Below are 20,351 nucleotides of genomic sequence, written 5' to 3'. Positions count from 1 at the left end.
AGTCGGGCCTCGAAAGAGGTGGGCGCAGCCGTGATGCACGCAGTCGACTGGCGGACCCAACTCGGCTTTGGATAGCGCTGGTTGCGGTGATCTTCCGAAGGGTGACCGATGGAATGGACGAACTGGCCGTGACTGCACTGGCTCATTGCGCGCCCTGGTGGTTCGTGGGGGCGGGAGTAGCGCTCCAGCTCCCACCTGGCTAACCGGATACATCCCCTTGACAGGTTAGGAGCAGGATGCCTAACCTCTAACTATCGCCAATGAGGTTAGTAGAGGGCCTCTGGGTGACCGATTCGATGAGGAGTGGGAGATGTCCTTCAACGGTGTGTCCGTGGTTCTGGTGCACGGTGCATGGGCGGACGGTTCGAGCTGGAGCAAGGTGATCGGCCCTCTGCGACACGCTGGCGTCAACGTGATCGCGGCCCAACTGCCGCTGACCGCGCTGGCCGACGACGTGGCGGCACTGAACCGGACGATCGACCGGGTTGAAGGCGGGGTCGTGCTCGTGGGGCACGCCTACGCCGGTGCAGTCATCGGCGAAGTGCGTAACCCGAAGGTGCGAGGTCTCGTGTACGTCGCCGCGCTTGCGCCGGACGAGGGCGAAACGGTGGCAGCCGTGTTCGGTCGCGCAGAGCCTCACGCCCAGGCGCCGGCGATCAGCCCCGACGGCAGCAACCTGATCTGGCTCCCCGGCGAAGCCTTCGCGAACGCGTTCGCGCATCGAGCCACCGCGCAGGAGCAGGCGGTCCTGGAGGCAGTCCAGCGACCCATATCGCTGGACAACATCACCGTCGAGGTCAAGCGCCCGCTGTGGCGGGATCTCCCGAGCTGGTTCCTCATCGCCGAGGAAGACCGCATGATCGCCCCCGAGACCCAGCGCTTCATGGCCGAGCGCATGGCCGCACGACAGGTGTCGAAGCCCGTCGACCACACCCCTTCGGTAACCGCCCCCGACGAGGTCGTCGACATCGTCCTTGACGCCGTCCGCACCCTCTCGGACCAGAGCGACGCAGCCTGACCCTTCCGCGCAGCGACAGCTCAGCCCTGCCTCTCCGCACACGGTTCGTCAGAGAAAGAGGAGCATCATGACTTCCATCGCCTACCGCACCGTCGACGTCGACGGCCTGAACGTCTTCTACCGGGAGGCCGGACCGGCCGATGCGCCGACGCTCCTGCTGTTGCACGGGTTCCCGAGCGCCGGCCACATGTTCCGCGACCTCATCCCGAAGCTGGCGGACCGGGTCCACATCGTGGCGCCCGACCTCCCCGGCTTCGGACAGTCCGACATGCCGGCCCGCGATGTCTTCGAGTACACCTTCGAGCACCTCGCCGACGTCATCGACCGCTTCACCGAGGTGATCGGGCTCAACCGGTTCGCCCTCTACGTCTTCGACTACGGCGCGCCGACCGGCTTCAGGATCGCGGCCAAGCACCCGGAGCGGATCACCGCGATCATCTCGCAGAACGGCAACGCCTACGAGGAGGGCCTGAGCGAGGGCTGGAACCCGATCCGTGCCTACTGGCAGGACCGCTCCCAGGCCAACCGTGACGCCCTGCGGGCCTTCCTGACCCCGGAAACGACCCGCTGGCAGTACACCCACGGCACCCCGGACGAGACCGCGGTCTCACCGGACGGCAGCACCCTCGACAACGCCTACCTGGCCCGCCCGGACGCCCACGAGGTCCAGCTGGAGCTGTTCGGCGACTACGGCAGCAACGTCGCCCTCTACCCAGCCTTCCAGGAGTACTTCCGCACCCACCAGCCGCCCCTCCTCGCCGTCTGGGGCAGCAACGACCCGTTCTTCCTGCCCGCCGGCGCCGAGGCCTTCAAGCGCGACCTCCCCAACGCCGACGTGCAGTTCCTGAACACCGGTCACTTCGCCCTGGAAACCCACGCCGAGGAGATCGCCGCTGCGATCACCAAGTTCCTGGGCTGACCGTCCTCACCGGGACGGTATGAAGCCGGAGGCCGCCGTGGCAGCCACGGCGGCTTGCCGGCGCCAGACCAAGCAGAAGCCGGCCCACGTTGCCTCGGCGATCGGCCAGCACCTGGTGGTGCCGCGCGAGGCGGTGACCGGCTCCTCGACGGTCTCGGTCGCCTACCTGGGCGTGGCCGCGGGCACCGGGCCGCAGCAGGTCACCGCGGCGCTCGGCGACCCGGCCGGGGCGAGGGCCACCGCCGGCGGCGCCTGGGTGGAGGCGCACAACGCGCAGACCACCCGCAAGGGCTGGATCGCGGCGGCACTGGGGCTGATCGTCACGCTGCTCACCCAGTACGCCACCGTGCTGCTGATCGAGAACCGGATCCTGAACGCCAGCCAGCACGCCGCCTACCAGGTCCCCTGGTCGACGCTGGCCGGCTCGGCAGGCCTCTGCCTGGTGCTGGCGCTGGTCGCCAGCCTGGTCCCGGCCCGCCTGGCGCTGCGGATCCGCCCGCTCGACCTGGTGGCCGGCCGCCAGTAGCCGAGCAGGGCACACGAGAAGGGGTCCGGCTCATCGAGCCGGGCCCCTTCCTGTCGCCGCCGTGATCGATCGGAGGCCAGCTAGCGGGCCTTCAGCCAAGCTAGTGGCTCGGCTCGAAAGGTTGGACGGCTATCTGGGTGTGTGACTGTTGGGCAGGTTTGCAGCGAAGATCCAGTCGAAGCCGTCGTAGCCAGGTCCATCGAGATGTTCTGCTCGGTTCAGGCCGGCGCGGATCGCCACGCGTTGGGAGGCGATGTTGTCCGGTCGGACTCGGGCGATCAGCGGGAGGTCCGGGGCCTGCCGCGCTGCCCAGCTGGCAACGGCGGTTGCTGCCTCGGTGGCCAGGCCCTGTCCCCAGGTGGAGGCGTCGAAGCGGTAGAAGAGGTTGAGGATCTTCATTCCCGCCAGGTCCATGGGTTTGACTCCGCAGAACCCCAGTTGGCGGGTCATGTCGTGGTGCCGGACGACCCAGTAGCCGTAGCCGCAGCGTTGCCACTGGTCGTTCCAACGCAGGTAGAGCTGCTGAGCGTCGTGACGCTGGGCAAGGGCGTCGGAAGGGTTGTGGACACAGGTGGCGGGGTCATTGTGGATCGCGAAGATGGCGTCGATATCGGCCGCGGTCGGACGCCGCAACGACAGTCGGGCGGTTGTCAGCTCTTCGTTGGCCGGGTTCTGGGCGCTCATGCCAAGATCGTAGGGCCGTGTCAGGCGGCCCGGGCGGGGTAGTCGGTCCAGCCGCGGATCACCGAGCCGGGCGCGAAGTTGCTCTTGGGGTGGGCGCGTGCGTTGTGCCAGCGGACGTAGGCGGCGATGGCGGGGTTCTGATCGTCGTGGCCGCGGTGGTCGGTGCCGGGACGACGCCCCACGACTACCTCCGAGATCAGATCTCGAAGACAGCCTGACGGACTACCAGCAGTCGATCGGTTTCCCGATTGACCTGTCGAGCCGAGCCACTGGCGGGCCCACCTGTCGGACGCGCTCGGACCACCCGCCCGGTCGCAGCGCCAGGGAGTCGCGCAGAAGACGAGCACGTGAAAGTCGTCGGGGACCGTGTTGGCGTTGTGCACACCGGACGCCATGAACCTCACCTGCGTAGCCGGGGGCGTGCTGGCGCCCTCCCGTGCTCCGGGTGGCCCGCTTCGTCGACAGACCCCGCGCGGCCGGGGGTGCGCCGGGGGAAGGAAGTCCCCGGGCCGGACACCACGACCTCGCCTCGCGCAGCCGGGGGAGTGCCCTGTATCAGGTTGGCCCGGAGCAGATGCGGCCGGTCGATGTCGTGCGACAGTGTGCCCGACATCGGCGCCACGCACCGAGCGGTCGGCTAGTCGAGCAGCCACGCCGGGGTGTACCACCGTCGAACTTCACGGTCACGTCCGCCGGGAAGTCGACCCCGCTGGGTCGGGGGTGTGCCCGCCTGCCCGCATGGCCCGTTCGTCATTCTGTCGGTGGCCGCCTGGGCGGGGGTGTGACCCGGCTAACTTCGGTTGGGTAGCACGGGAACCGGCCCACCCGCGTAGCCGGGGCGCGCCCGCGTTCTCGGTGGCAAGGTCGATGCAGTTGAAGTTGCTCTTGCACGGCCAGGGTGTGTGCTGGCGTCAGACCTTTCACGCGTGTAACAGGTCCTCGACTACCTCGCCGATACCGCCTCACCCTGAGCCATGGGGAGTGTCAGGGGGTATGGCGCCGCAGCCGGTGACACAGCCGGTGACACAGCCGGGTCCGCGAGCTTGGTCGAATCGCGAGCAGCCCAACCCAGAAGGCTGGCTGGCCCGACGTCCACCTAGGGGTTCTACCTCGAAGGGCAAGCAGCGTCATGACCTGGATTTGCCACCCGCCCGAAGCGCCCGCAGATGGGGCATCTGCAGCCGTTGTGGGTCTACAGTCCGTCCCATGAGTGACTACGTGCGCCCTCCCTTTGGCACCTTCGCAACCGCCCGCCCGGCTTTGGAGGTTGAGGACGAGCTCGCCGTCCCCGTGGCCGACGCCCTGAAGAACTGGGAGGTACGGGAAGCGGCCGCGTCCGTGCTCTATGTGGACACCGACCCCGAGAAGGCGGACACCGCGGTGTTCTGCGGGGCCTACGACGTGCCGCCGGACCTCTCCGCGAACTGCGTGGTGGTCGCGGCCAAGCGCGCAGGGGAGGTCACCCTGGCCGCGTGCCTGGCCCTCGCCACGACCCGGGTGGAGGTGAACAGGTCGGTCCGCACGCACCTGGAGGCACGCAAGGCGTCGTTCGCCCCCATGAACACCGCGGTCGAGCTGACCGGCATGGAGTACGGCGGCATCACCCCCGTCGGCTTGCCCGGCAACTGGCCGCTGCTCATCGACAAGGCGGTGGCAGCAGCCCCGCACGTCCTGATCGGCAGCGGTCGACGCCGGGGCAAGCTCATCCTCCCTGGGTGGGCGCTGGCCCAACTGCCGGGAGCTGAAGTGCTGCCGGGCCTGGCCAGCTGAAGGGTGGTTCTCCGGGGCTGGAGTGTGGCGTGAGGCATAGAGGAGCAGGGTCCGCGCAGCTCGGCGGCGGTGCGATCGAGGCTAGCCAGTGCAACAGATGTGGCGCTATTCCTCGTCTGGGTGTTCTCGTTCGGGGCTTTTGATGGGCAGTGGATCCACCCGGCGCGAAGGACATCTGCCGTTCCAGCCCTACCACGGCGTGGGCAAACGACTTGGCCGAAGGCCCTCGTGACGGTGTGACAGCCGCTCCTGGAAAGGATGCCGCCATGACTCAGATGTACAAGTGCACCGTGTAGGCGAGCGACTCTGGCAGCACGGCGCCGGACGGGACGCACCGGGCGATTCGAGGGGCACTGGCTGACCCGCAGGACAAGCGAGTCGCCGGTGCTCACCGCACCGGCCTACTCGGAGAAAGCCAACAAGCATCACGGAACACCCGCTTACATCAACTGCTCTGCGGCGGGGGTGAAAGCGCGGAAATCGCTCACTCGGGGCAACAAGATCGCTACCCTCCGGTAGGGGTTGGAGCCTCGGCCATGGTGGCGGTGGGGTGACGGCCTGTCATTGTCTTGTCGTGGTCTGGATGGAGTGTTCGATGGCGGATTCAGTGAACTACCCCGGCGTCCTTATCGAGGAGGACGCCTCGTCGAGCCTGTCGGTGGCTTCCGGCCCGAGTGCCGTGCCGGTGTTCATCGCGGACTTCGGTGCGGCGTTCGAGGGTGTGGTCCGGGTCAACAGCTGGCTCGACCTTCCGCGGGCCGCCGGAGAGACCACTGCCTCCGGGGCTACCGGCGTGCTGTTGCGCGGGTACTTCGAGAACGGGGGCGGCTTCTGCTACCTGGCCAACACCGCCGGCAAGGCCCTGCCGGAGGTGTTGACCTCGGTCGAGGCCTTCGATGATGTGACGATCCTGGTGCCGCTGGGTCTGTGGGACGGCGGCGCCGACGCGGCCGGCGAGACGGCCAGGGCCGTGACCGCCTACGCGGCGACCCACCAGGCGATGGCCATCCTCCATGCCGGCCAGGACCACAGCGCCCAGCAGGCCCGCGACGCGGCGGCGGCGTTCAAGCTGGACGCCGACCAGAGCGCGCACGCGGCCCTGTACCACCCGTGGCTGATCCCGGCAGGCGAAGGCGCCCAGCCCGTTCCGCCGGTGGGCGCGGTTGCCGGAGCATGGTGCCGGGTCGATCGTGAGCGTGGGGTGTGGAAGGCCCCGGCGAACGTCACGGTGAACGGCAGCGCGCGTCCCTGCCCCAAGGGCCCGACCCGGTCGAGGTGTTCACGGTGGAGCTGGAGGCGTTCCGCGCCGACTCGCGCGGTTTCGGCCTGGACCGGATTCTCGACGCCCTCACGGTCTTCCGCCGGGCCACAGCCGGTTACACCCGAGCGGACCTGCCGCCGGCCCTGTGGCGGGCGAACGAGGAAGGCCTACGCCGCGAGTTCGAGCAGCACGTCGAGCGCCACCGGGAGATGTACGCCGAGCTGTGTGAGAAGACCGCGAGGCAGTCGTTCGGTTCGCCGATCACCATCGGGAACGATGCCCCGTACGTGCGTCTGGAGGCCTTCCGAGAGGCTCGTGACGCCGTCGTTGCTGTCGAGGCGCATAACGCCGGCCGTGACCTCGACAACCCGATCCACGACCGGATGGGCGACGGGGCGTTCGAGGAGGCGATAGCCGAGCTGCTGCGCCGTGACGGGCACCACGCGGTCGAGCGCTCCGGCGGAGCCGGGGTCGGCGCCGACGTCTCCGCGGAGACCGAGCTGGGTTCCCGGATCGTCGTGCAGTGCAAGCGCTACCACCGCACGCGGTCGGTCGGTTCCCCGGACGTGCAGCGGTTCGCCGGGACCTGCTTCGCCGTGCACCGCGCGGATCTGGCGCTGCTGGTGACGACCAGTACCTTCACCAAGGCCGCGGTCACCTTCGCCGACCGGGTCGGCATCGTCCTGGTCGACGGCGCCGGCCTCGCGCTGTGGCAGATGGGCGAGTACGACCCGGCGGCCGGGCTGTAGCCGAGGCCCCTGCTCGCCCCTCGTCTGGATTTGGGGCTGGTGGCACGGTCGTTGACGGGCACCCCATCTCGGCTGTCCTGGCCGCCGCGGTGAGCAAATGTCGCGGTCCCGCTCGCCCCGGCACCGGTCAAGCCGAGGCGCTGACCGGCTGGATCGCCCGGATCCGGGACGCAGGCCTACCCTTCCTCGCGCCGGACACCGCCTCCTGCGCCAGCGCATCCTGCTCAGCTGACACTCCCGGCCGAGCGATCACCGCCCACGGAAATCCTGTAGGACCCGTCACTGGACACACCCCGAGTACGCGCCAGCACATCGCTGGTCAGCGTTCGCCTCGTGCAGGGGACTCGGTCTTTCCGGCGGAACGCGTCGTCAACGTGTCCGGCGGCACCGGCGCCGACCCTGGTTACGGGGCAGTGAGGTGGTCGAGCGTGCGGTCTGCTGCGTGTTCGCCGGACAGGAGTGCGCCGTAGGTGCTGGAGGGGCCGAAGTAGTCGCCGGCGAGCTGGATGCGCGGGTCGGCGGTGCGGCGGCGGGCGTTGAAGGTGCGCAGGGCGGCGTAGCCGCCGACCGGGCGGACCACGAGGGCCGGGTCGCGGCGGCTGATGAGGGTGGTGGTCACGCTGCTCGCGATGCCGGGCAGGATCGTGGCTGCGGCGTTCAGGAGTTCCTGGGTGATGGCGGTGTCGTCCTTGTCCCACCAGCGGTCGGTGAACTCCTTGCGGGGGTGGACGGTGATCAGGCCCTGGCCGGCCTCGACCCGGTGGGCGATCTTGTTGTGGTGCAGTTCGATGCCGGCGATCTGCGGGTGGGTGGCGCGGGCGGTGAAGACGGTCGGGGAGGGCTCGGCGGGGCGCCGGGAGAGGCCGTAGGAGACGACGAGGCCGCGCGAGTAGGGGACCGAGCGCAGGTAGGCGGCGTCCTCGTCCGGAAGTTGGGGCAGGACGCTGGGGACGTGGGGTGCGGGGAGGGCGACGATGACGGCGTCGGCGTGCTCGTCGGGTTGCGGGACGCCGTGGTGGGACCAGGTCAGGGCGGTTCCCCGGTCGGTGGTGTGCACGGCGGTGACGGTGGCGTCGCAGGTGACGGGGAGCCGTTCGGCCAGGGTGCGGGTGAGCAGACCGACGCCCTGGGCTGAGTTGAAGTGCGGGACGAGGAGCTTGGCGGCGTAGAAGAACATGTCCGCGGCGGCAAGTTCTGCGGGGTCACCGAGGACGATGCCGCCGCCGAAGAGCGGTTCGCACAGGATGTCGTGGATCTCGGGGGTGAGGCGGTCCAGGGTGTAGTCGGAGGCGCTGACCTGGTCGAGTTCGGTGTTGCGGTCGGTGGTGTCCCAGTCGAGGTACTTGCGGTTGCGGATCAGGGTGGGCAGGACCCTGGCGAGGGAGAGCTTGGAGCGCAGGCCGATCAGGGGGGTGCGTACGAAGTCGGTCAGGGAGTCGGCGCGCAGGCGGTGGACCTGGCCGTCGCGCCAGAAGCCGCATTCGGCCCTGGCGCGGCCCCACTGGTCGGCGATGCCGAGTTCCTTGATCAGGGCGAGCATGCGGGTGTAGTTGGTGCCCAGGATGCTGGCGCCCAGTTCGATGCGGTAGCCGTCCTGGGTGACGGTGCGCATCCGGCCGCCGGCTTCGGGTTCGCGTTCGAAGACGCGGACGGTGATGCCGCGTTGCTGCAGTCGCCAGGCTGCGCTGAGTCCGGCGATGCCGCCGCCGACCACGTGGACGGTGCGGGGTGCGGATGGGGTCACGGCGTGCTCCTCGGGGATCGGGGCTCAAGGCTCAGCAGGTGGTGCAGGTACGGTTCGATCGCCGCGGCGCTGCCCGCCACCCAGCCGCCGATCGCGCGCACGAACGTCCGCTGTGGTCGGGTCAGGCCTTCGTCGTTCAGCAGGCGGGCGTGGTCGGTGTCGAAGCGGTGCTTGTGGGTGGCGTGCAGGACGGTGGCGGCCCGGTAGGCGTCCGCGGTGCCGTAGGTGAACTCGTGGGCGAGGACAGTGATTGCGTTGGCGGGGTCGCCCTGCCGTTCCTCGGCTGCGAAGCCGAGCAGGTCGTTGGCCAGCGCGCCGATGAGGAAGGCGAGTTCGGCCAGTGCGACGACGGCTCCGGGCAGTGGTTCGTCGAGTGGGGGCATGTCGGGAGCCAGCAGGTGCAGGTAGAGCGGGTGGCCGCCGGAGGTGTGGGTGCGGTCGGCCAGGTAGGCGGCCAGGGTGGGCGGGGTACCGGTGGCGCGCCAGGGGCCTTCCCGCGCGCAACTCTCGAGGTACTGCCGCAGTCCCTGCGCGAGGTGCGGCAGCAGCGGCCTGCCGCCCGCGTCCACGATGTCCTGGTGCACGGACACCAGGGCCGGGACGAGTGAGCCGCGCTGACCGAAAGGGAGCACGCCCGTCTCCAGGACCCGGGGCAGGTCCATGGCCGCGTGCCGGCGCAGGCGTTGCTGGTCCTCGGCAACGGCGTCGTCGAAGGCGAAGACCCAGGCGAGGTAGCGGGCGGTGAGGCGGACCACCGGGACAGGCGCCTCCGGCATGCACCAGCCGGCCAGGTGGCCGATCCTGCGCCGGGTCAGTGTCTGGGTCCGGCCGGGTTCGCACAGGCCCACGGCGACTGCCCAGGCCAGGAGCTGCTCCTCCACCTCGTCGGCCGCCGGATGGGGGGTGCCGGGCGGGGTGAGGCGCACCAGGTGCCGGAACGACTGCACGGAGAGCTCGCGAACGGTGTCGGTGCCGCCGCTCATGCGCCGAACCTGCGCTCGCGCGCGGCGTAGGAGGCGAGTGCCTGTCGGAAGGAGTGCTCGGTGAAGTCCGGCCACAGCTCGTCGGTGAAGTACAGCTCCGCCGGGACGCTCTGCCACAGCAGGAACCCGGACAGGCGCTGCTCGCCGGAGGTGCGGATCACCAGGTCGCAGTCGTTCTGGTGACGACGTTCCAACTCCCGGGTGAGGGCTTCGGCGTCCAGCACGGCTGACGGGTCGTCGGCCAGCACGGCCCTGGCCGCGTGCGCGATCTCCTCCCGCCCGCCGTAGGCGACGGCGAGGACGACCTCGCGGACGGCGTCGACGGGTGCTGCGGCTTCCAGTGCGCGCAGCGCTTCGGCGCATCCCTGGTCGGGGAGTCGACCGAGGTCGCCGGTGATACGCAGTCGCCAGCCGTCCTCGGTGGCGAGCGCCGTGGCCAGCTCGGTGATCGCGGTGAGCATCCCGGCCAGCTCGGGGCGGCGCAGGACGTTGTCCAGTGACAGGGCCCAGACGGTGACCCGCTCCACGCCCGCCCGTGCGCACCAGCGCAATGCCGCTGTGGTGACCTCGGCGCCGCGGCGGTGCCCCTCCAGGACGGAGACACCGCGGTGGCGGGCCCACCGGCGGTTCCCGTCCGGGATGAAGCCGATGTGCCGGGGCACCGCCACCGGGGCGGCCTCCGCGCTCATCGCGCACCCGCCGCACCGGCTCCGGCCAGCAGCCCGCGGTCGGCGGCCGGGGCAAGGCGGTCGGACAGGTGCCCCAGCGCCAGCAGGGTGAAGATCTCCGGCAGAGCCGGCACGGTGAAGACGAACGGCCGCGGTCCGATGGAGTCCGAGAGGGCCTCCAGCCCGCCGTCCGGCGTCCGCCGGTTCGCCAGGAAGTCGGCGGCGGCCAACGCGGGTTGCGGGTCGGTGCCGGGCAGGGCGCACAGGGCGGTCAGGCCGTAGGCCGTGCTGATGACGTCGCTGGCATCGCCTGCCTGCTGCCCCCAGCCGCCGTCGCCGTTCTGCTGCGAGCGCACCAGTTCGGCGGCGCGCTGCACCATGCGTCGGACCGCCGGTGGTCGGTTCGTGGTGCGCTGGGCCGCGAGCAGGACTCGGAAGACCGTGTGCAGCCGGCTGCTGCTCCAGTCCGGCGGGAACGATCCGTCCTCGCGCTGCTCGCCGGCCAGGAACCGCAGGGCCCGGTCGATCACCGGGCCGTGAGCGCCGGAGCGGACCGTCAGGGCGTCCACGGCCGCGGCGGTCATCGACGCCTCCGACGGCGCCCCGGCCGTGTAGGTGGGAAAGCCGCCGTCGCGGCCCTGGACCGCCAGGAGTGACCGCATGCCCCGGCTGATCGCCCCGGCGTACCGCTCGGCGTCCAGGACGTGGAGGAACTGCACGGCCACCGAGGTGTCGTCCACATCCGTCTGGCACGACAGGTCCGTGTACGACCACCCGCCCGCCGGCAACTGACGGCCGATCAGGTGGCCGGCGAGCCGGTGCAGCACGTACGGGGCCGTGCCGGCCGAGGCCAGGGCCAGTCCGGCTGTCGCAGTGCACCACGTGTCGGTGTCCGAGACGAACGGGAAACCGCCGTCGGCTCGTTGGTGGTCGGTCAACTTGCCCAGGCCCGCGAGCACCAGATTCTCGGTACCCGGAAGCCGCACCAAGGCGTGCAGGACCGACAGGTGCAGAAGGACGTTGCCCTCCCACACGTGCGGAGCGCGTTGGGTGTCCACCAGACGGCGCACGTCCTCGTCCGTCACCCGCTCGGGCCGCCCCGCGGCCAACGCCACGACCACCTTGACCGCCGTCATCTGCACCAGCGCCCAACTGTGCAGCCCGGCCTCGTCGAAGGCTCGCTCGTCCCACGCCGGCACATGACGGTCGTCGAAGACCACGGCCAGCATCTCCAGCAGCGCCCGCTTTCGGGCCGCCGTGAAGCCAGGCGCCTTGGCCAGCCACTCCAGCGCCGTGTCCTGCGCTTGGCCGCGACTCCCCAACGCCGCCTCGGCGAGCATCCGCTCGATGCCGTCCAACCCCGGCAGCTGGACCTCGAGATACGCCCGAAGCCGAGCTCCGGAGAGCGCATCCGGGCTGAACCCCTCGACCAGCCGCAGCGCCAACGCCGATTCCAAGGCGCGACTGCGACAGGCGTCGCGGACAGCGCCGCCGGCATCGGCCCTGGAGACCACTCGTGTCTCCAGGGCCCGGAGCATCCCCGCCACGTCCGCAGGGATGGGAGTAGACGCCCACGATCCGGTCGTGGACGTGCGAAGCAAGCGCATGGCGCCCCCCAGTTAGACATCACCGACTCTCATGAGGAAGCCCCACTGAGGGGAGGAGCGGCTAGGTCGGAGAGCAGAAGATCATCCCAGGGGGTGAAGATTCGATTCTTCGGCTGACGGGAGAGCGACAGTTGATCTATAGGGACGGTGCCTGCGGAACGAGCGATGCGATGGAGTGATCATCTCCGCAGCTGTGCCGAGCCCGGCCCCGCCGGTCAGTGCGGCCGGCACACCTGCCCAGGAAGAGCACGAACGGAGCCTGATCCACCTCTCTGGACACCAGAGACACTTGGATCTTGAGGATCCGGGGACTGGAGTCTGTACTGATGGGGATGAAGCACTACCCGGCCGAGTTCAAGGCGAACGCGGTCGCGTTGTACCGATCGAGGCCGGGGGCGACGATCAACTCGGTCGCCGCGGACCTGGGCGTGAATACCGAGACGCTGCGCAACTGGATACGCGCGGCGGACGGCCGGCGCACGGGCGGCCGCGCCGCGCCAGGCCGCCCCGCGGAGGCTCAGGGGCTGGAGGCGGAGGTCCTCGCGTTGCGGCGGCGGGTGGGTGAGCTGGAGGAAGAGCGCGACATCCTGCAGAAGGCGGCGAAGTATTTCGCCGGGGCGACGCGCTGGTGAACCCTTCCAGTGTGTCGCCGACCTCCGTGCCGAGCATGGCGTGAAGCGGTTGTGCCAGGTCCTTGGGGTCTCCCGCTCAAGCTTCTGCTACTGGCAGGCCACCGCGCCGGCCAGGGCCGTCCGGCAGGCGGCGGATGCGAGGTTGACCGAGAGGATTGCCGCCGTCCACGCCAGCTCGGACGGCACCTACGGCGTTCCCCGCATCACCGCCGAACTCCGCGACCAGGGCGATGTCGGTCCGGCGAACCACAAGAAGGTCGCCCGGCTGATGAAGGCCGCGGGCATCGCCGGCTTCCGGCTCCGGCGACGGCAGCGGACCACGATCGCGGACCCGGCCACGGCGAAGGCCCCGGACCTGATCGGCCGCGACTTCACCGCGGTGGAGGTGAACACGAAGTACGTCGGCGACAGCACCTATCTGCCGGTCGGCGGCTTCAGGTTCTGCTATCTCGCGACCGTGATCGACCTCGCCTCGCGGCGTCTGGCGGGCTGGGCGATCGCGGACCACATGCGCGTCGAGCTGGTCGTCGACGCCCTGGCCGTGGCCGAGCGGACCCGCGGCAGCGTCACCGGCGCGGTGTCCCACAGCGATCACGGGGCGCACTACGGCAGCCGGTTCCTCGCCGCCGCCTGCCGCCGGGCCGGCGTGATCCAGTCCATGGGCGCCGTCGGGTCGAGCGCTGACAACGCCGCGGCGGAGAGCTGGAACGCGACTATGAACGCGAGACGCTCCCGGGGCGAAAGAGCTGGTCACGAGCGCGAAGCCCGCCTGGAATCGTTCCGCTGGCTCCACCGCTACTGAACTTGAATGCGTGATGTCGCTCGGATGGGTGAAGCAGTAGCGTTCGCCGGCCGGCGGAGGGATGGTCCCGGTAGTCGTGTGCTGTGAGGTATGCACAGGGCGGCGGTTTGACCGACGCGGAGAGGGCCGCGCGGGAGCGGATCCGGCAGCAGGCCGTGGAGCGCTTCAAGGGCGGCGAGAAGAACCGGGAGATCGCGGCCGCGCTGCGGGTGAGTGTGCGGTCGGTGGAGCGCTGGCGCCGGCAGTGGCGCGAGGGCGGTGCGGCAGGTGTGGCTTCGAAGGGATCGCCCGGTCGTCCGAAGCTGTCTGACGCGCAGATCCTGCGACTGGAGCGGGAGTTGGAGCGCGGTCCGCTGGCCCACGGCTGGCAGGACCAGCGGTGGACCCTGGCACGGGTGAAGACGTTGATCGGTCGGCTGTTCCACGTCTCCTACACCGTGGAGGGCACCTGGGTGCTGCTCAGGCGGCACGGCTGGTCGTGGCAGCAACCGGCCCGCCGGGCGATCGAACGCGACGATGCGGCGGTGGAGTTGTGGAAGAAGGACATGTGGCCGCGGGTAAAAGCGCCGCGGCGGCCCGCGGTGCCTGGCTCGTCTTCGAGGACGAAGCCGGGCAGTCGATGAGGCCGCCGCGCGCCAGGACCTGGGCCAGGCTCGGGTGCACCCCCGTCGTGCGGGTGCGGGGCCGGGGATCAGGTCGGGTCTCCATGGCGGGGCTGAGCTGCTACAAGAGCGGTCAGCGCTCGCGGATGTTCTACAGCTTCCACGTCTACCACGGTCGCAAGGGCGAGAAGAAGGGCCTGACCTGGCAGGACTACCGGGACCTGCGACTTCTGGATCCGCTCCGCCTTGCGCCGGCTCAGTGGTGCGGACTTCTTCTGTTGGTACATCTCGACAAGTCGGGCCTTGGCCTTGTCCTGGGTGCTGAACCCGGACTCCTCGACCTGTCGGCCTCCGGCGTCGCGGTAGCGGATCTTGTACTCGTGGGGGCACTTGGACCACCGCGGCAAGGGGTGTTCGCACTCCTTGAAGAACGTCCCCATGCCGCGGATCAGGTTCGTGGTGGCCATGGCCGATCGACTCCCGGGTCTGATGCTGACTCTTTGCTGACTCCGGATGGTCGATCGGGTTCCCCACCTTGGTGGAGCTGTTGGTTCCGTGGTAGGGCCTGCGGGTGTTTCCGCAGGCCAGACCATGTGAACCGCCGCCTACGGGACCACGTTGATGTAGCTCATCATGCCGTTGTCCTCGTGGGCGGCGATGTGGCAGTGGAACATCCACCGGCCCGGGTAGTCGTGGAACTCGATGCGGATCACCGCCCGGCCGGGGACGCCGTTGGTCGCGTGGGGGACGACCACGATGTCCTGGCGGTTGGTGTAGGGCTGGGGGGTGCCGTTGACCGACATCACCTGGAAGGCGGTGGTGTGCAGGTGGAAGGGGTGGTCCTCGCCGCTGGCGTTGGTGAGGGTCCACTCCTCGACGGTGCCCAGCTTGGCCGGGGTGGCGAAGATCGAGCCGGCGCCCATCACGTACTGCTGCCCGTTGAGGTAGAAGGAGTTGCCGTCGCTGCTCTCCGACAGCTGCACGCTGCGGTGCTGGGCGATCGCCGCGGTGCTGAGGTCGACGGGGGCGGTCGGGATGGCGCCGCTGACGGTCGGCAGCTTGGGCACGGCGGTGCCGGTGACGTTGAGCGTGGCCAGCGGGGTGTTCGGGTAGGCGTCGCCCTGGGGGCCGTTGCTGTAGGCGAGGGTGCGCAGGGTGGTGCGGCCCGCGGTCGGGCCCGCGGTGACCAGGACGTCGTAGCGCTTGCCCGGCGGCAGCAGCAGGGTGTTGGCGGTGGTCACCTTGGCGACCGGCACGCCGTCCTCGCCGACCACGGTGAACTGGTGGCCGTCCAGCTGGAGTTGGTAGAAGATGTCGGCCCCGGCGTTGACCAGCCGCCACAGCTGGGTCTCGTCGGGCTTCATCGACAGCACCGGCTGGAGCTGGCCGTTGACGGTACGGACGGTCGGGTTGTCGGAGTTGATCGTGGCGGTGGCGGTGTTCTGCAGGATGTGCCCGGTCGCGTCGACCTGCAGGTCCTTCAGCACCAGGGTGTGCGCGGTGACGGACCGCAGCGGCTTCGGCAGCAGCGTGCGGTCGTCACCGATGACCAGGGCGCCGGAGAGGCCGGCGAAGACCTGGTTCTCCACGTCCCCCGGCATGAAGCCACCGGTGGACATCCCGGGCATGCCCGCCGTGCCCGGAGTCGGGCAGCTGGTGCCCATCGCGTGGCTGTGGTACCAGAAGGTGCCCTGCGGGTGGTCGGCGGGGATGACCAGGCGGTAGCTGAGGCGGGCGCCCGGTGCGACGCACAGGAAGGGGTCGTCGGACTGTCCCGACGGCGAGGTGTGCAGGCCGTGGAAGTGCAGGTTGGTGGCGACCGGCAGGTGGTTGACCAGGTTGATGGTCAGCGTCGAGCCGGGGGCCGCGTTGATCGTCGGCGCGACGTAACTGCCGTTGTAGGACTGGCCGTAGAGCTGCTTGCCGCCGACCGAGAAGCTGGTCTGGGCGGCGTCCAGGGTGATGGTCAGGTTCTTCGTGGCCGTGGTGTCGGCGTTGGCCGGGTCCTTGAACGGCCGGCCGGGGTGCATCCCCTGTTCCTGTTGGGCCGTGGAGGGCGGCTGGGGCGGGGCGGCGGGGGAGGCGGCCAGGGCCTCGGCGCCCAGGGCGACCGAGAAGAGCAGGGTCGCTGCCGTCACTAGGTGGATCAGGCGTCTGGTTCGCCGTATTGCATGCCGGTTTGATCCGGCTCGCTCGATGTCGTCGGACATCAGCTCTCCGCTTCATGGGGTCGATGAGAGATCGCTGGACCTCAACCTTCACGGATCGCCGGTGGCGCGGACAAGGCTTGACATTGCGTCCGTTCGTTCTCGGAACGGTCAAGGGACGGCTGGGCCGGCGCAGTTGTCGCCGCGCGAGGTGCGATCGAGGTGCGATCGGCGCGCGATCGAGGAACACGCGAGGTGCGAGCGAGTACCGCAGCGCGACCCGGGGTGACCAGGCCACCCGCGTGCCTCGTAGGCTGGCCGGATGTCATCCACCGAACCGATCGCGGACCCGGCCGCCCTGCTCCTCGCCGACCCCTACGCGGGCTACGCGGCACTGCGGCAGGCCGGCCCGGTGCACCGGATCACCGGGCCGGACGGCCTGCCGGTCTGGCTGGTCACCCGCTACGCCGACGTCCGGGCGGCGCTGGCCGACCCGCGCCTGGCCCTGGACAAGCGGCACGCGCGGCCCGGCAACTATCGGGGCCTCGCGCTGCCGCCCGCGCTGGAGGCCAACCTGCTCAACATGGACCCGCCCGACCACACCCGGATCCGCCGGCTGGTGGGGCAGGCCTTCACTCCCAGGCGGGTCGCGCAACTGCGCACGCCCGTCGAGCTGCTGGCCGAGGAACTGCTGGACGCCGTGGCCCCGCACGGCCGGGCGGAGCTGATCGCGGACTACGCGGCCCCGCTGCCGATCACCGTGATCTGCGACCTGCTCGGCGTCCCGCAGGACGCCCGCCCCGACTTCCGGTCCTGGACCGATGCCCTGGTCGCCCCCGACCGCAGCCGCCCGGAGGAGGCCAAGGCCGCGGTGGTCAGCCTGCTGCGCTTCCTCACCGGGCTCATCGCCCGCAAGCGCACCGAGCCCGGCGACGACCTGCTCTCCGACCTGATCGCGGTCCGCGACGCGGGCGACCGGCTCAGCGAGGACGAACTCACCTCGCTCGCCTTCGTCATCCTCTTCGCCGGCTACGAGAACACCGTGCACCTGATTGGCAACGGCGTCCTCGCCCTGCTCCGGCACCCCGAGCAGCTCGCCGCGCTGCGCGCCGACCCCGCCCTGCTCGGCCCGGCCGTCGAGGAGATCGCGCGGTTCGACGGGCCGGTACCGGTGGCCATCCGCCGCTTCCCGCTGGAGGACCTGACGATCGGCGGCGTGCCGGTCCCGGCCGGCGAGACCGTGCTGCTCGCGCTCGCCTCCGCGCACCGGGATCCCGCGCGGTTCGCCGACCCGGACCGCTTCGACCTGCACCGCACCGACAACGCCCACCTGGCGCTCGGCCACGGCATCCACTACTGCCTGGGCGCGCCGCTGGCCCGGCTGGAGACCGAGGTGGCGCTCACCGCACTGCTGCGGCGCTTCCCGCGGCTCGCCCTGGACGTCCCGGCCGAGCAGCTGCGGCACCGGCCCTCGCTGCGGGCCCGGGGGTTGCTGGCGCTGCCGGTGCGGTTCTGAGGGGCGGGGAGGACCAGGCGCTCACCAGTGTGAGCGCTGGGGGGATCAGAAGAAGCGCTGGGGGGATCAGAAGAGCGGCGTCGCCCCGGCGGTGTCGTGGCCGATGGCACCCTCCAGCGCCAGCAGCCGGCGCTTGCGCGGCAGGCCGCCGCCGTAGCCGGTGAGCGAGCCGTCGGCGCCGACCACGCGGTGGCAGGGCACGATCACCCCGATCGGGTTCCGCCCGTTGGCCAGGCCGACGGCGCGGGCGGCGTTCGGCAAGCCGAGGGCGGCGGCCAGCTCGCCGTAGCTGCGGGTCTCGCCGTAGGGGATCGTGCGCAGCTGCTGCCAGACCCGCTGCTGGAAGGGCGTGCCGTGCAGCGCCAGCTCCAGGTCGAAGGTGCGCAGCTCGCCCGCGAAGTAGGCGGCGAGCTGGTCGGCGGCCGCCCGGAACGCCGGCTCGGCGGGGTCGGGCGGGCCGAAGGACTCCTGCGGCGGGCGGTGGCGCTGGTCGGTCATGTAGAGGCCGGCGAGCACGCCGTCCGCGGCGACCAGGGTGAGGGGGCCGCAGGGGCTGGCCAGCACCGTGTGGACGCGGTTGGCGGTGCGGGTGCGCCTGGCGATCGAGCTCCGTGGGGGACCTGGGGACCAGGGACGGCAGGACGGGAGGGTCGGTGGCCGGCCCTCCCGTTCAGCATCGCCCCCGCACCCCGGCGCGGTCCGGCGGAAAACCGCCATCGACCTCGGGAAGGCGCCGTTCGATGTCGGCGGGGGTCACCGACCTCGGGAGAGCGTCATCGAGGGTGCGACGGACATTCCACGGGCGCCCGCTTCAAGGCCCCTCGCCGCTGCGCTGCGCCGGCTTCTCGCCGGCCGACAGCAGGTCGCGCGGCGGCCACTGGGCCTGGCGGAGCAGCGACAGCGCGTGCAGCAGGTCCGCGGTCTCGGCCAGGATGGCGCCACGCGGGTCCTGGATCTCCCAGCTCCCGTTGCCGGGACTGGGGCGGGCGCTGCCCACCGGTCGGGGGTTGGTGATGTCGGTCAGGTCCTGGATCTGCACGGTGTCGGCGACCGCGGTCGCGGCGTAGGTGCGCCCCATGCACTTGACGGTCGTGGGGCGGGCGGTGACCTCGTCGATCCGGAGGATCCGGGTGTGCGCGTCGTGGTCGGCCTGACGTTCGGGTGGCTGGTCCGCCATGGTGTGGCAACTCTCAGTGATTGCAATGTTCCGCCTGGTCACTTTACTAGGCGGTTGCCGACTCTCTCCCGTTTTGACCCTCCCGCGCTGCCTCGAACGGCCGTGCCCCGGGTCGTCGGGCGCGTCGGGCGCGTCGGACGTGCCCACCGGTGCGCCCGCGGCGCCGCCCGACGGGTCGTCAGCCCTGGGGCCGACCGGTGCCCGTGGTGTTGAATGCAGCAGTCCGGCAGAACCGCCCACCCCACTGGAGGCCCGCACCGATGGCGGCAGCACCCCCCACCCCCCTCGTCGCCGTCGGCTCCTACACCGCGGTCTCCGGCGGCCGCGGCCCGGGCATCACGCTGTTCGCCCTCGACCCCGCCACCGGCCGGCTCGACCCGCGCGGCAGCCACGCCCTCGACTCGCCCTCCTACCTGCTCTGGCACCCCGAACTCCCGGTGCTCTACGCGGTCGGCGAGACCGAGTACGGCACGGTCACCGCCCTGCGCCTGTGCGCCGACGGCACCCTGCAGCCGCTCGGCACCCTGCCGACCGGCGGCGCCGACCCGTGCCACCTCGCGCTCACCGCGGACGGTCGGCACCTGCTCTGCGCCAACTACAGCGGTGGCAGCCTCGCGGTCTTCGCGCTCGCCGAGGACGGCACGCTTGCCGGGCGGACCGCGCTGGTCGAGCACGCCGGGCGGGGGACCGACCCGGACCGCCAGCAGGGCCCGCACGTCCACATGGCGGTCCCCGGCCCGGGCGCCGACCAGTTCGGCGCGGTGGACCTGGGCACGGACGAGATCCGCGAGTACACCCTGAGCGGCGGCGTGCCCCGGCTGCGCCGCACCGTCCGGCTGCCCGCCGGCTGCGGCCCGCGCCAGCTGCTCCGCGGCGAGGAGGCGGACTACGTGGTGGGCGAGTTGGACGCCCGGGTGCACGTGCTGCCGGGGCGGGCGTCCGGAGCCGAGCAGCCACTGCCGCTCCGCTCGGCGCCGACCAGCGCACGCCCGGGGACCAACTACCCCGCCCACCTGCGGTTCAGCGCGGACCGCCGCTTCCTCTACGTGAGCAACCGCGGCGTGGACACCGTGACCGTGCTGCGCACCGCGGACCTCGGCCCGGTCGGCGAGTTCGACTGCGGCGGCGCCTGGCCGCGGCACTTCGAGCTGATCGGCGACCGGCTCTACGTCGCCAACCAGCACAGCGACACGGTCTCCGTGCTGGCGGCGGACCGGGTCACCGGCGTCCTGGCCCAGGTGGGCAGCGTGGCGGTCGGGAGCCCGGCGTGCGTGGCGGCGCGGGGTGTGGGCGGCTGACCGGTCGGCGACACGGGTCGGTCGGTGACACCGTGCGGATGGGCCACCGTTCGGCGACCGTGTGGACGGTGGGCCGCTCGGCGGACCTCCACCCCTTCGACAGCACCGGAGCGTGACCATGGGCTTCTTCGACGACGAGTTCGCCGACTTCCTGCACAGCGACGAGTCGGAGCGCCGCGCGCAGCGGGCCGTGCTCGCCGAGGCCGCCGCACGGCGGGCCCAGCGCCGGGCGCGGCGCCGCCGGGCCG

The 20,351-nt window shown here is 71.0% G+C and carries 18 protein-coding genes and 1 pseudogene; 10 read left to right on the top strand and 9 right to left on the bottom strand.

All coding sequences use genetic code 11. From position 1 onward, the window contains the following. The first annotated feature begins 310 nt into the window (after positions 1-310). The 3 genes from ACQRUO_RS02580 (at position 311) to ACQRUO_RS02570 (ending at position 2,463) form a co-directional block, all read left to right on the top strand. Positions 311-1,018 carry an alpha/beta fold hydrolase gene (locus ACQRUO_RS02580; protein ID WP_428314014.1) on the top strand — a complete coding sequence of 236 codons (708 nt, stop codon included), beginning with the start codon at positions 311-313 and terminating at the stop codon, positions 1,016-1,018. Between the two features lie 67 nt (positions 1,019-1,085). Next, a complete protein-coding gene (locus ACQRUO_RS02575; RefSeq protein ID WP_428314013.1) occupies positions 1,086-1,937 on the top strand; it encodes an alpha/beta fold hydrolase in 852 nt (283 codons plus the stop codon). A gap of 37 nt (positions 1,938-1,974) precedes the next feature. Further along, entirely contained in the window at positions 1,975-2,463 is a 489-nt protein-coding gene (locus ACQRUO_RS02570) for a hypothetical protein (protein WP_428314012.1), read from the top strand. 129 nt (positions 2,464-2,592) lie between these two features. Here the strand turns inward: ACQRUO_RS02570 and ACQRUO_RS02565 are convergent, their stop codons facing one another. Further along, the gene (locus ACQRUO_RS02565) at positions 2,593-3,147 is read right to left on the bottom strand and encodes a GNAT family N-acetyltransferase (protein WP_428314011.1); all 555 of its coding nucleotides are present in this window, start codon (positions 3,145-3,147) and stop codon (positions 2,593-2,595) included. 20 nt (positions 3,148-3,167) lie between these two features. Then, positions 3,168-3,329 carry a hypothetical protein gene (locus ACQRUO_RS02560; protein ID WP_428314010.1) on the bottom strand — a complete coding sequence of 54 codons (162 nt, stop codon included), beginning with the start codon at positions 3,327-3,329 and terminating at the stop codon, positions 3,168-3,170. 1,024 nt (positions 3,330-4,353) lie between these two features. On the opposite strand from ACQRUO_RS02560, the gene ACQRUO_RS02555 reads away from it, so the two are divergent. Next, positions 4,354-4,917 carry a YbaK/EbsC family protein gene (locus ACQRUO_RS02555; protein WP_428314009.1) on the top strand — a complete coding sequence of 188 codons (564 nt, stop codon included), beginning with the start codon at positions 4,354-4,356 and terminating at the stop codon, positions 4,915-4,917. 1,275 nt (positions 4,918-6,192) lie between these two features. Then, positions 6,193-6,927 carry a restriction endonuclease gene (locus ACQRUO_RS02550; RefSeq protein ID WP_428314008.1) on the top strand — a complete coding sequence of 245 codons (735 nt, stop codon included), beginning with the start codon at positions 6,193-6,195 and terminating at the stop codon, positions 6,925-6,927. A gap of 403 nt (positions 6,928-7,330) precedes the next feature. Here ACQRUO_RS02550 and ACQRUO_RS02545 read toward each other — a convergent pair whose 3' ends face one another. Genes ACQRUO_RS02545 through ACQRUO_RS02530 form a run of 4 tightly spaced genes read right to left on the bottom strand, consistent with a single transcriptional unit; the run spans position 7,331 to position 11,779 of the window. After that, positions 7,331-8,671 (bottom strand): protoporphyrinogen/coproporphyrinogen oxidase, encoded by a 1,341-nt coding sequence (locus tag ACQRUO_RS02545; RefSeq protein ID WP_428314007.1) that lies wholly within the window; start codon positions 8,669-8,671, stop codon positions 7,331-7,333. Continuing rightward, positions 8,668-9,654 (bottom strand): terpene synthase family protein, encoded by a 987-nt coding sequence (locus ACQRUO_RS02540; protein ID WP_428314006.1) that lies wholly within the window; start codon positions 9,652-9,654, stop codon positions 8,668-8,670. Before ACQRUO_RS02540 ends, ACQRUO_RS02545 begins: the two co-directional genes overlap by 4 nt. After that, on the bottom strand, positions 9,651-10,343 hold the full coding sequence (gene uppS, locus ACQRUO_RS02535) for a polyprenyl diphosphate synthase (protein ID WP_428314005.1): 693 nt from the start codon (positions 10,341-10,343) through the stop codon (positions 9,651-9,653). Before uppS ends, ACQRUO_RS02540 begins: the two co-directional genes overlap by 4 nt. After that, positions 10,340-11,779, bottom strand: a complete 1,440-nt coding sequence (locus ACQRUO_RS02530; protein ID WP_428314004.1) for a prenyltransferase/squalene oxidase repeat-containing protein — start codon at positions 11,777-11,779, stop codon at positions 10,340-10,342. The genes uppS and ACQRUO_RS02530 overlap by 4 nt, the downstream gene beginning before the upstream one ends. 482 nt (positions 11,780-12,261) lie before the next feature. Here ACQRUO_RS02530 and ACQRUO_RS02525 point away from each other — a divergent pair, with 482 nt between their 5' ends. From ACQRUO_RS02525 to ACQRUO_RS02515, 3 genes and pseudogenes are all read left to right on the top strand, one after another. Continuing rightward, positions 12,262-12,561, top strand: coding sequence for a transposase (locus tag ACQRUO_RS02525; protein ID WP_428314003.1), 300 nt, complete (start codon positions 12,262-12,264; stop codon positions 12,559-12,561). Further along, positions 12,491-13,363, top strand: coding sequence for an IS3 family transposase (locus tag ACQRUO_RS02520; protein WP_428314002.1), 873 nt, complete (start codon positions 12,491-12,493; stop codon positions 13,361-13,363). Before ACQRUO_RS02525 ends, ACQRUO_RS02520 begins: the two co-directional genes overlap by 71 nt. A gap of 83 nt (positions 13,364-13,446) precedes the next feature. Next, positions 13,447-14,189: pseudogene (locus tag ACQRUO_RS02515) on the top strand (IS630 family transposase); the annotation flags it as partial. 381 nt (positions 14,190-14,570) lie between these two features. Here ACQRUO_RS02515 and ACQRUO_RS02510 read toward each other — a convergent pair. Continuing rightward, on the bottom strand, positions 14,571-16,103 hold the full coding sequence (locus ACQRUO_RS02510) for a multicopper oxidase family protein (RefSeq protein WP_428314001.1): 1,533 nt from the start codon (positions 16,101-16,103) through the stop codon (positions 14,571-14,573). A gap of 331 nt (positions 16,104-16,434) precedes the next feature. Between ACQRUO_RS02510 and ACQRUO_RS02505 the strand changes: the two genes are divergently transcribed. Then, positions 16,435-17,628 carry a cytochrome P450 family protein gene (locus tag ACQRUO_RS02505; RefSeq protein WP_428314000.1) on the top strand — a complete coding sequence of 398 codons (1,194 nt, stop codon included), beginning with the start codon at positions 16,435-16,437 and terminating at the stop codon, positions 17,626-17,628. 66 nt (positions 17,629-17,694) lie between these two features. Here ACQRUO_RS02505 and ACQRUO_RS02500 read toward each other — a convergent pair whose 3' ends face one another. Both ACQRUO_RS02500 and ACQRUO_RS02495 read right to left on the bottom strand, forming a co-directional pair. Continuing rightward, positions 17,695-18,192, bottom strand: a complete 498-nt coding sequence (locus ACQRUO_RS02500) for a methylated-DNA--[protein]-cysteine S-methyltransferase (RefSeq protein WP_428313999.1) — start codon at positions 18,190-18,192, stop codon at positions 17,695-17,697. Between the two features lie 247 nt (positions 18,193-18,439). Continuing rightward, positions 18,440-18,805: a hypothetical protein gene (locus tag ACQRUO_RS02495; protein ID WP_428313998.1), complete on the bottom strand. Its 366-nt coding sequence runs from the start codon at positions 18,803-18,805 to the stop codon at positions 18,440-18,442. 260 nt (positions 18,806-19,065) lie between these two features. On the opposite strand from ACQRUO_RS02495, the gene ACQRUO_RS02490 reads away from it, so the two are divergent. After that, complete coding sequence (locus tag ACQRUO_RS02490; RefSeq protein ID WP_428313997.1) at positions 19,066-20,103, top strand: lactonase family protein; 1,038 nt, start codon at positions 19,066-19,068, stop codon at positions 20,101-20,103. Positions 20,104-20,351 lie beyond the last annotated feature (248 nt).

The organism is Kitasatospora sp. LaBMicrA B282 (assembly GCF_050325825.1).
Taxonomy (GTDB): Bacteria; Actinomycetota; Actinomycetes; order Streptomycetales; family Streptomycetaceae; genus Kitasatospora.
This window is presented reverse-complemented; position numbering and strand designations above follow the sequence as displayed.

What these genes read in the sequence shown, in the direction of transcription:
- ACQRUO_RS02495 (WP_428313998.1), bottom strand. Translation starts at nt 18,805, where the DNA reads ATGGCGGACCAGCCACCCGAACGTCAGGCCGACCACGACGCGCACACC.
- ACQRUO_RS02540 (WP_428314006.1), bottom strand. Translation starts at nt 9,654, where the DNA reads ATGAGCGGCGGCACCGACACCGTTCGCGAGCTCTCCGTGCAGTCGTTC.
- uppS (WP_428314005.1), bottom strand. Translation starts at nt 10,343, where the DNA reads ATGAGCGCGGAGGCCGCCCCGGTGGCGGTGCCCCGGCACATCGGCTTC.
- ACQRUO_RS02525 (WP_428314003.1), top strand. Translation starts at nt 12,262, where the DNA reads ATGAAGCACTACCCGGCCGAGTTCAAGGCGAACGCGGTCGCGTTGTAC.
- ACQRUO_RS02580 (WP_428314014.1), top strand. Translation starts at nt 311, where the DNA reads ATGTCCTTCAACGGTGTGTCCGTGGTTCTGGTGCACGGTGCATGGGCG.
- ACQRUO_RS02565 (WP_428314011.1), bottom strand. Translation starts at nt 3,147, where the DNA reads ATGAGCGCCCAGAACCCGGCCAACGAAGAGCTGACAACCGCCCGACTG.
- ACQRUO_RS02490 (WP_428313997.1), top strand. Translation starts at nt 19,066, where the DNA reads ATGGCGGCAGCACCCCCCACCCCCCTCGTCGCCGTCGGCTCCTACACC.
- ACQRUO_RS02555 (WP_428314009.1), top strand. Translation starts at nt 4,354, where the DNA reads ATGAGTGACTACGTGCGCCCTCCCTTTGGCACCTTCGCAACCGCCCGC.
- ACQRUO_RS02575 (WP_428314013.1), top strand. Translation starts at nt 1,086, where the DNA reads ATGACTTCCATCGCCTACCGCACCGTCGACGTCGACGGCCTGAACGTC.
- ACQRUO_RS02505 (WP_428314000.1), top strand. Translation starts at nt 16,435, where the DNA reads ATGTCATCCACCGAACCGATCGCGGACCCGGCCGCCCTGCTCCTCGCC.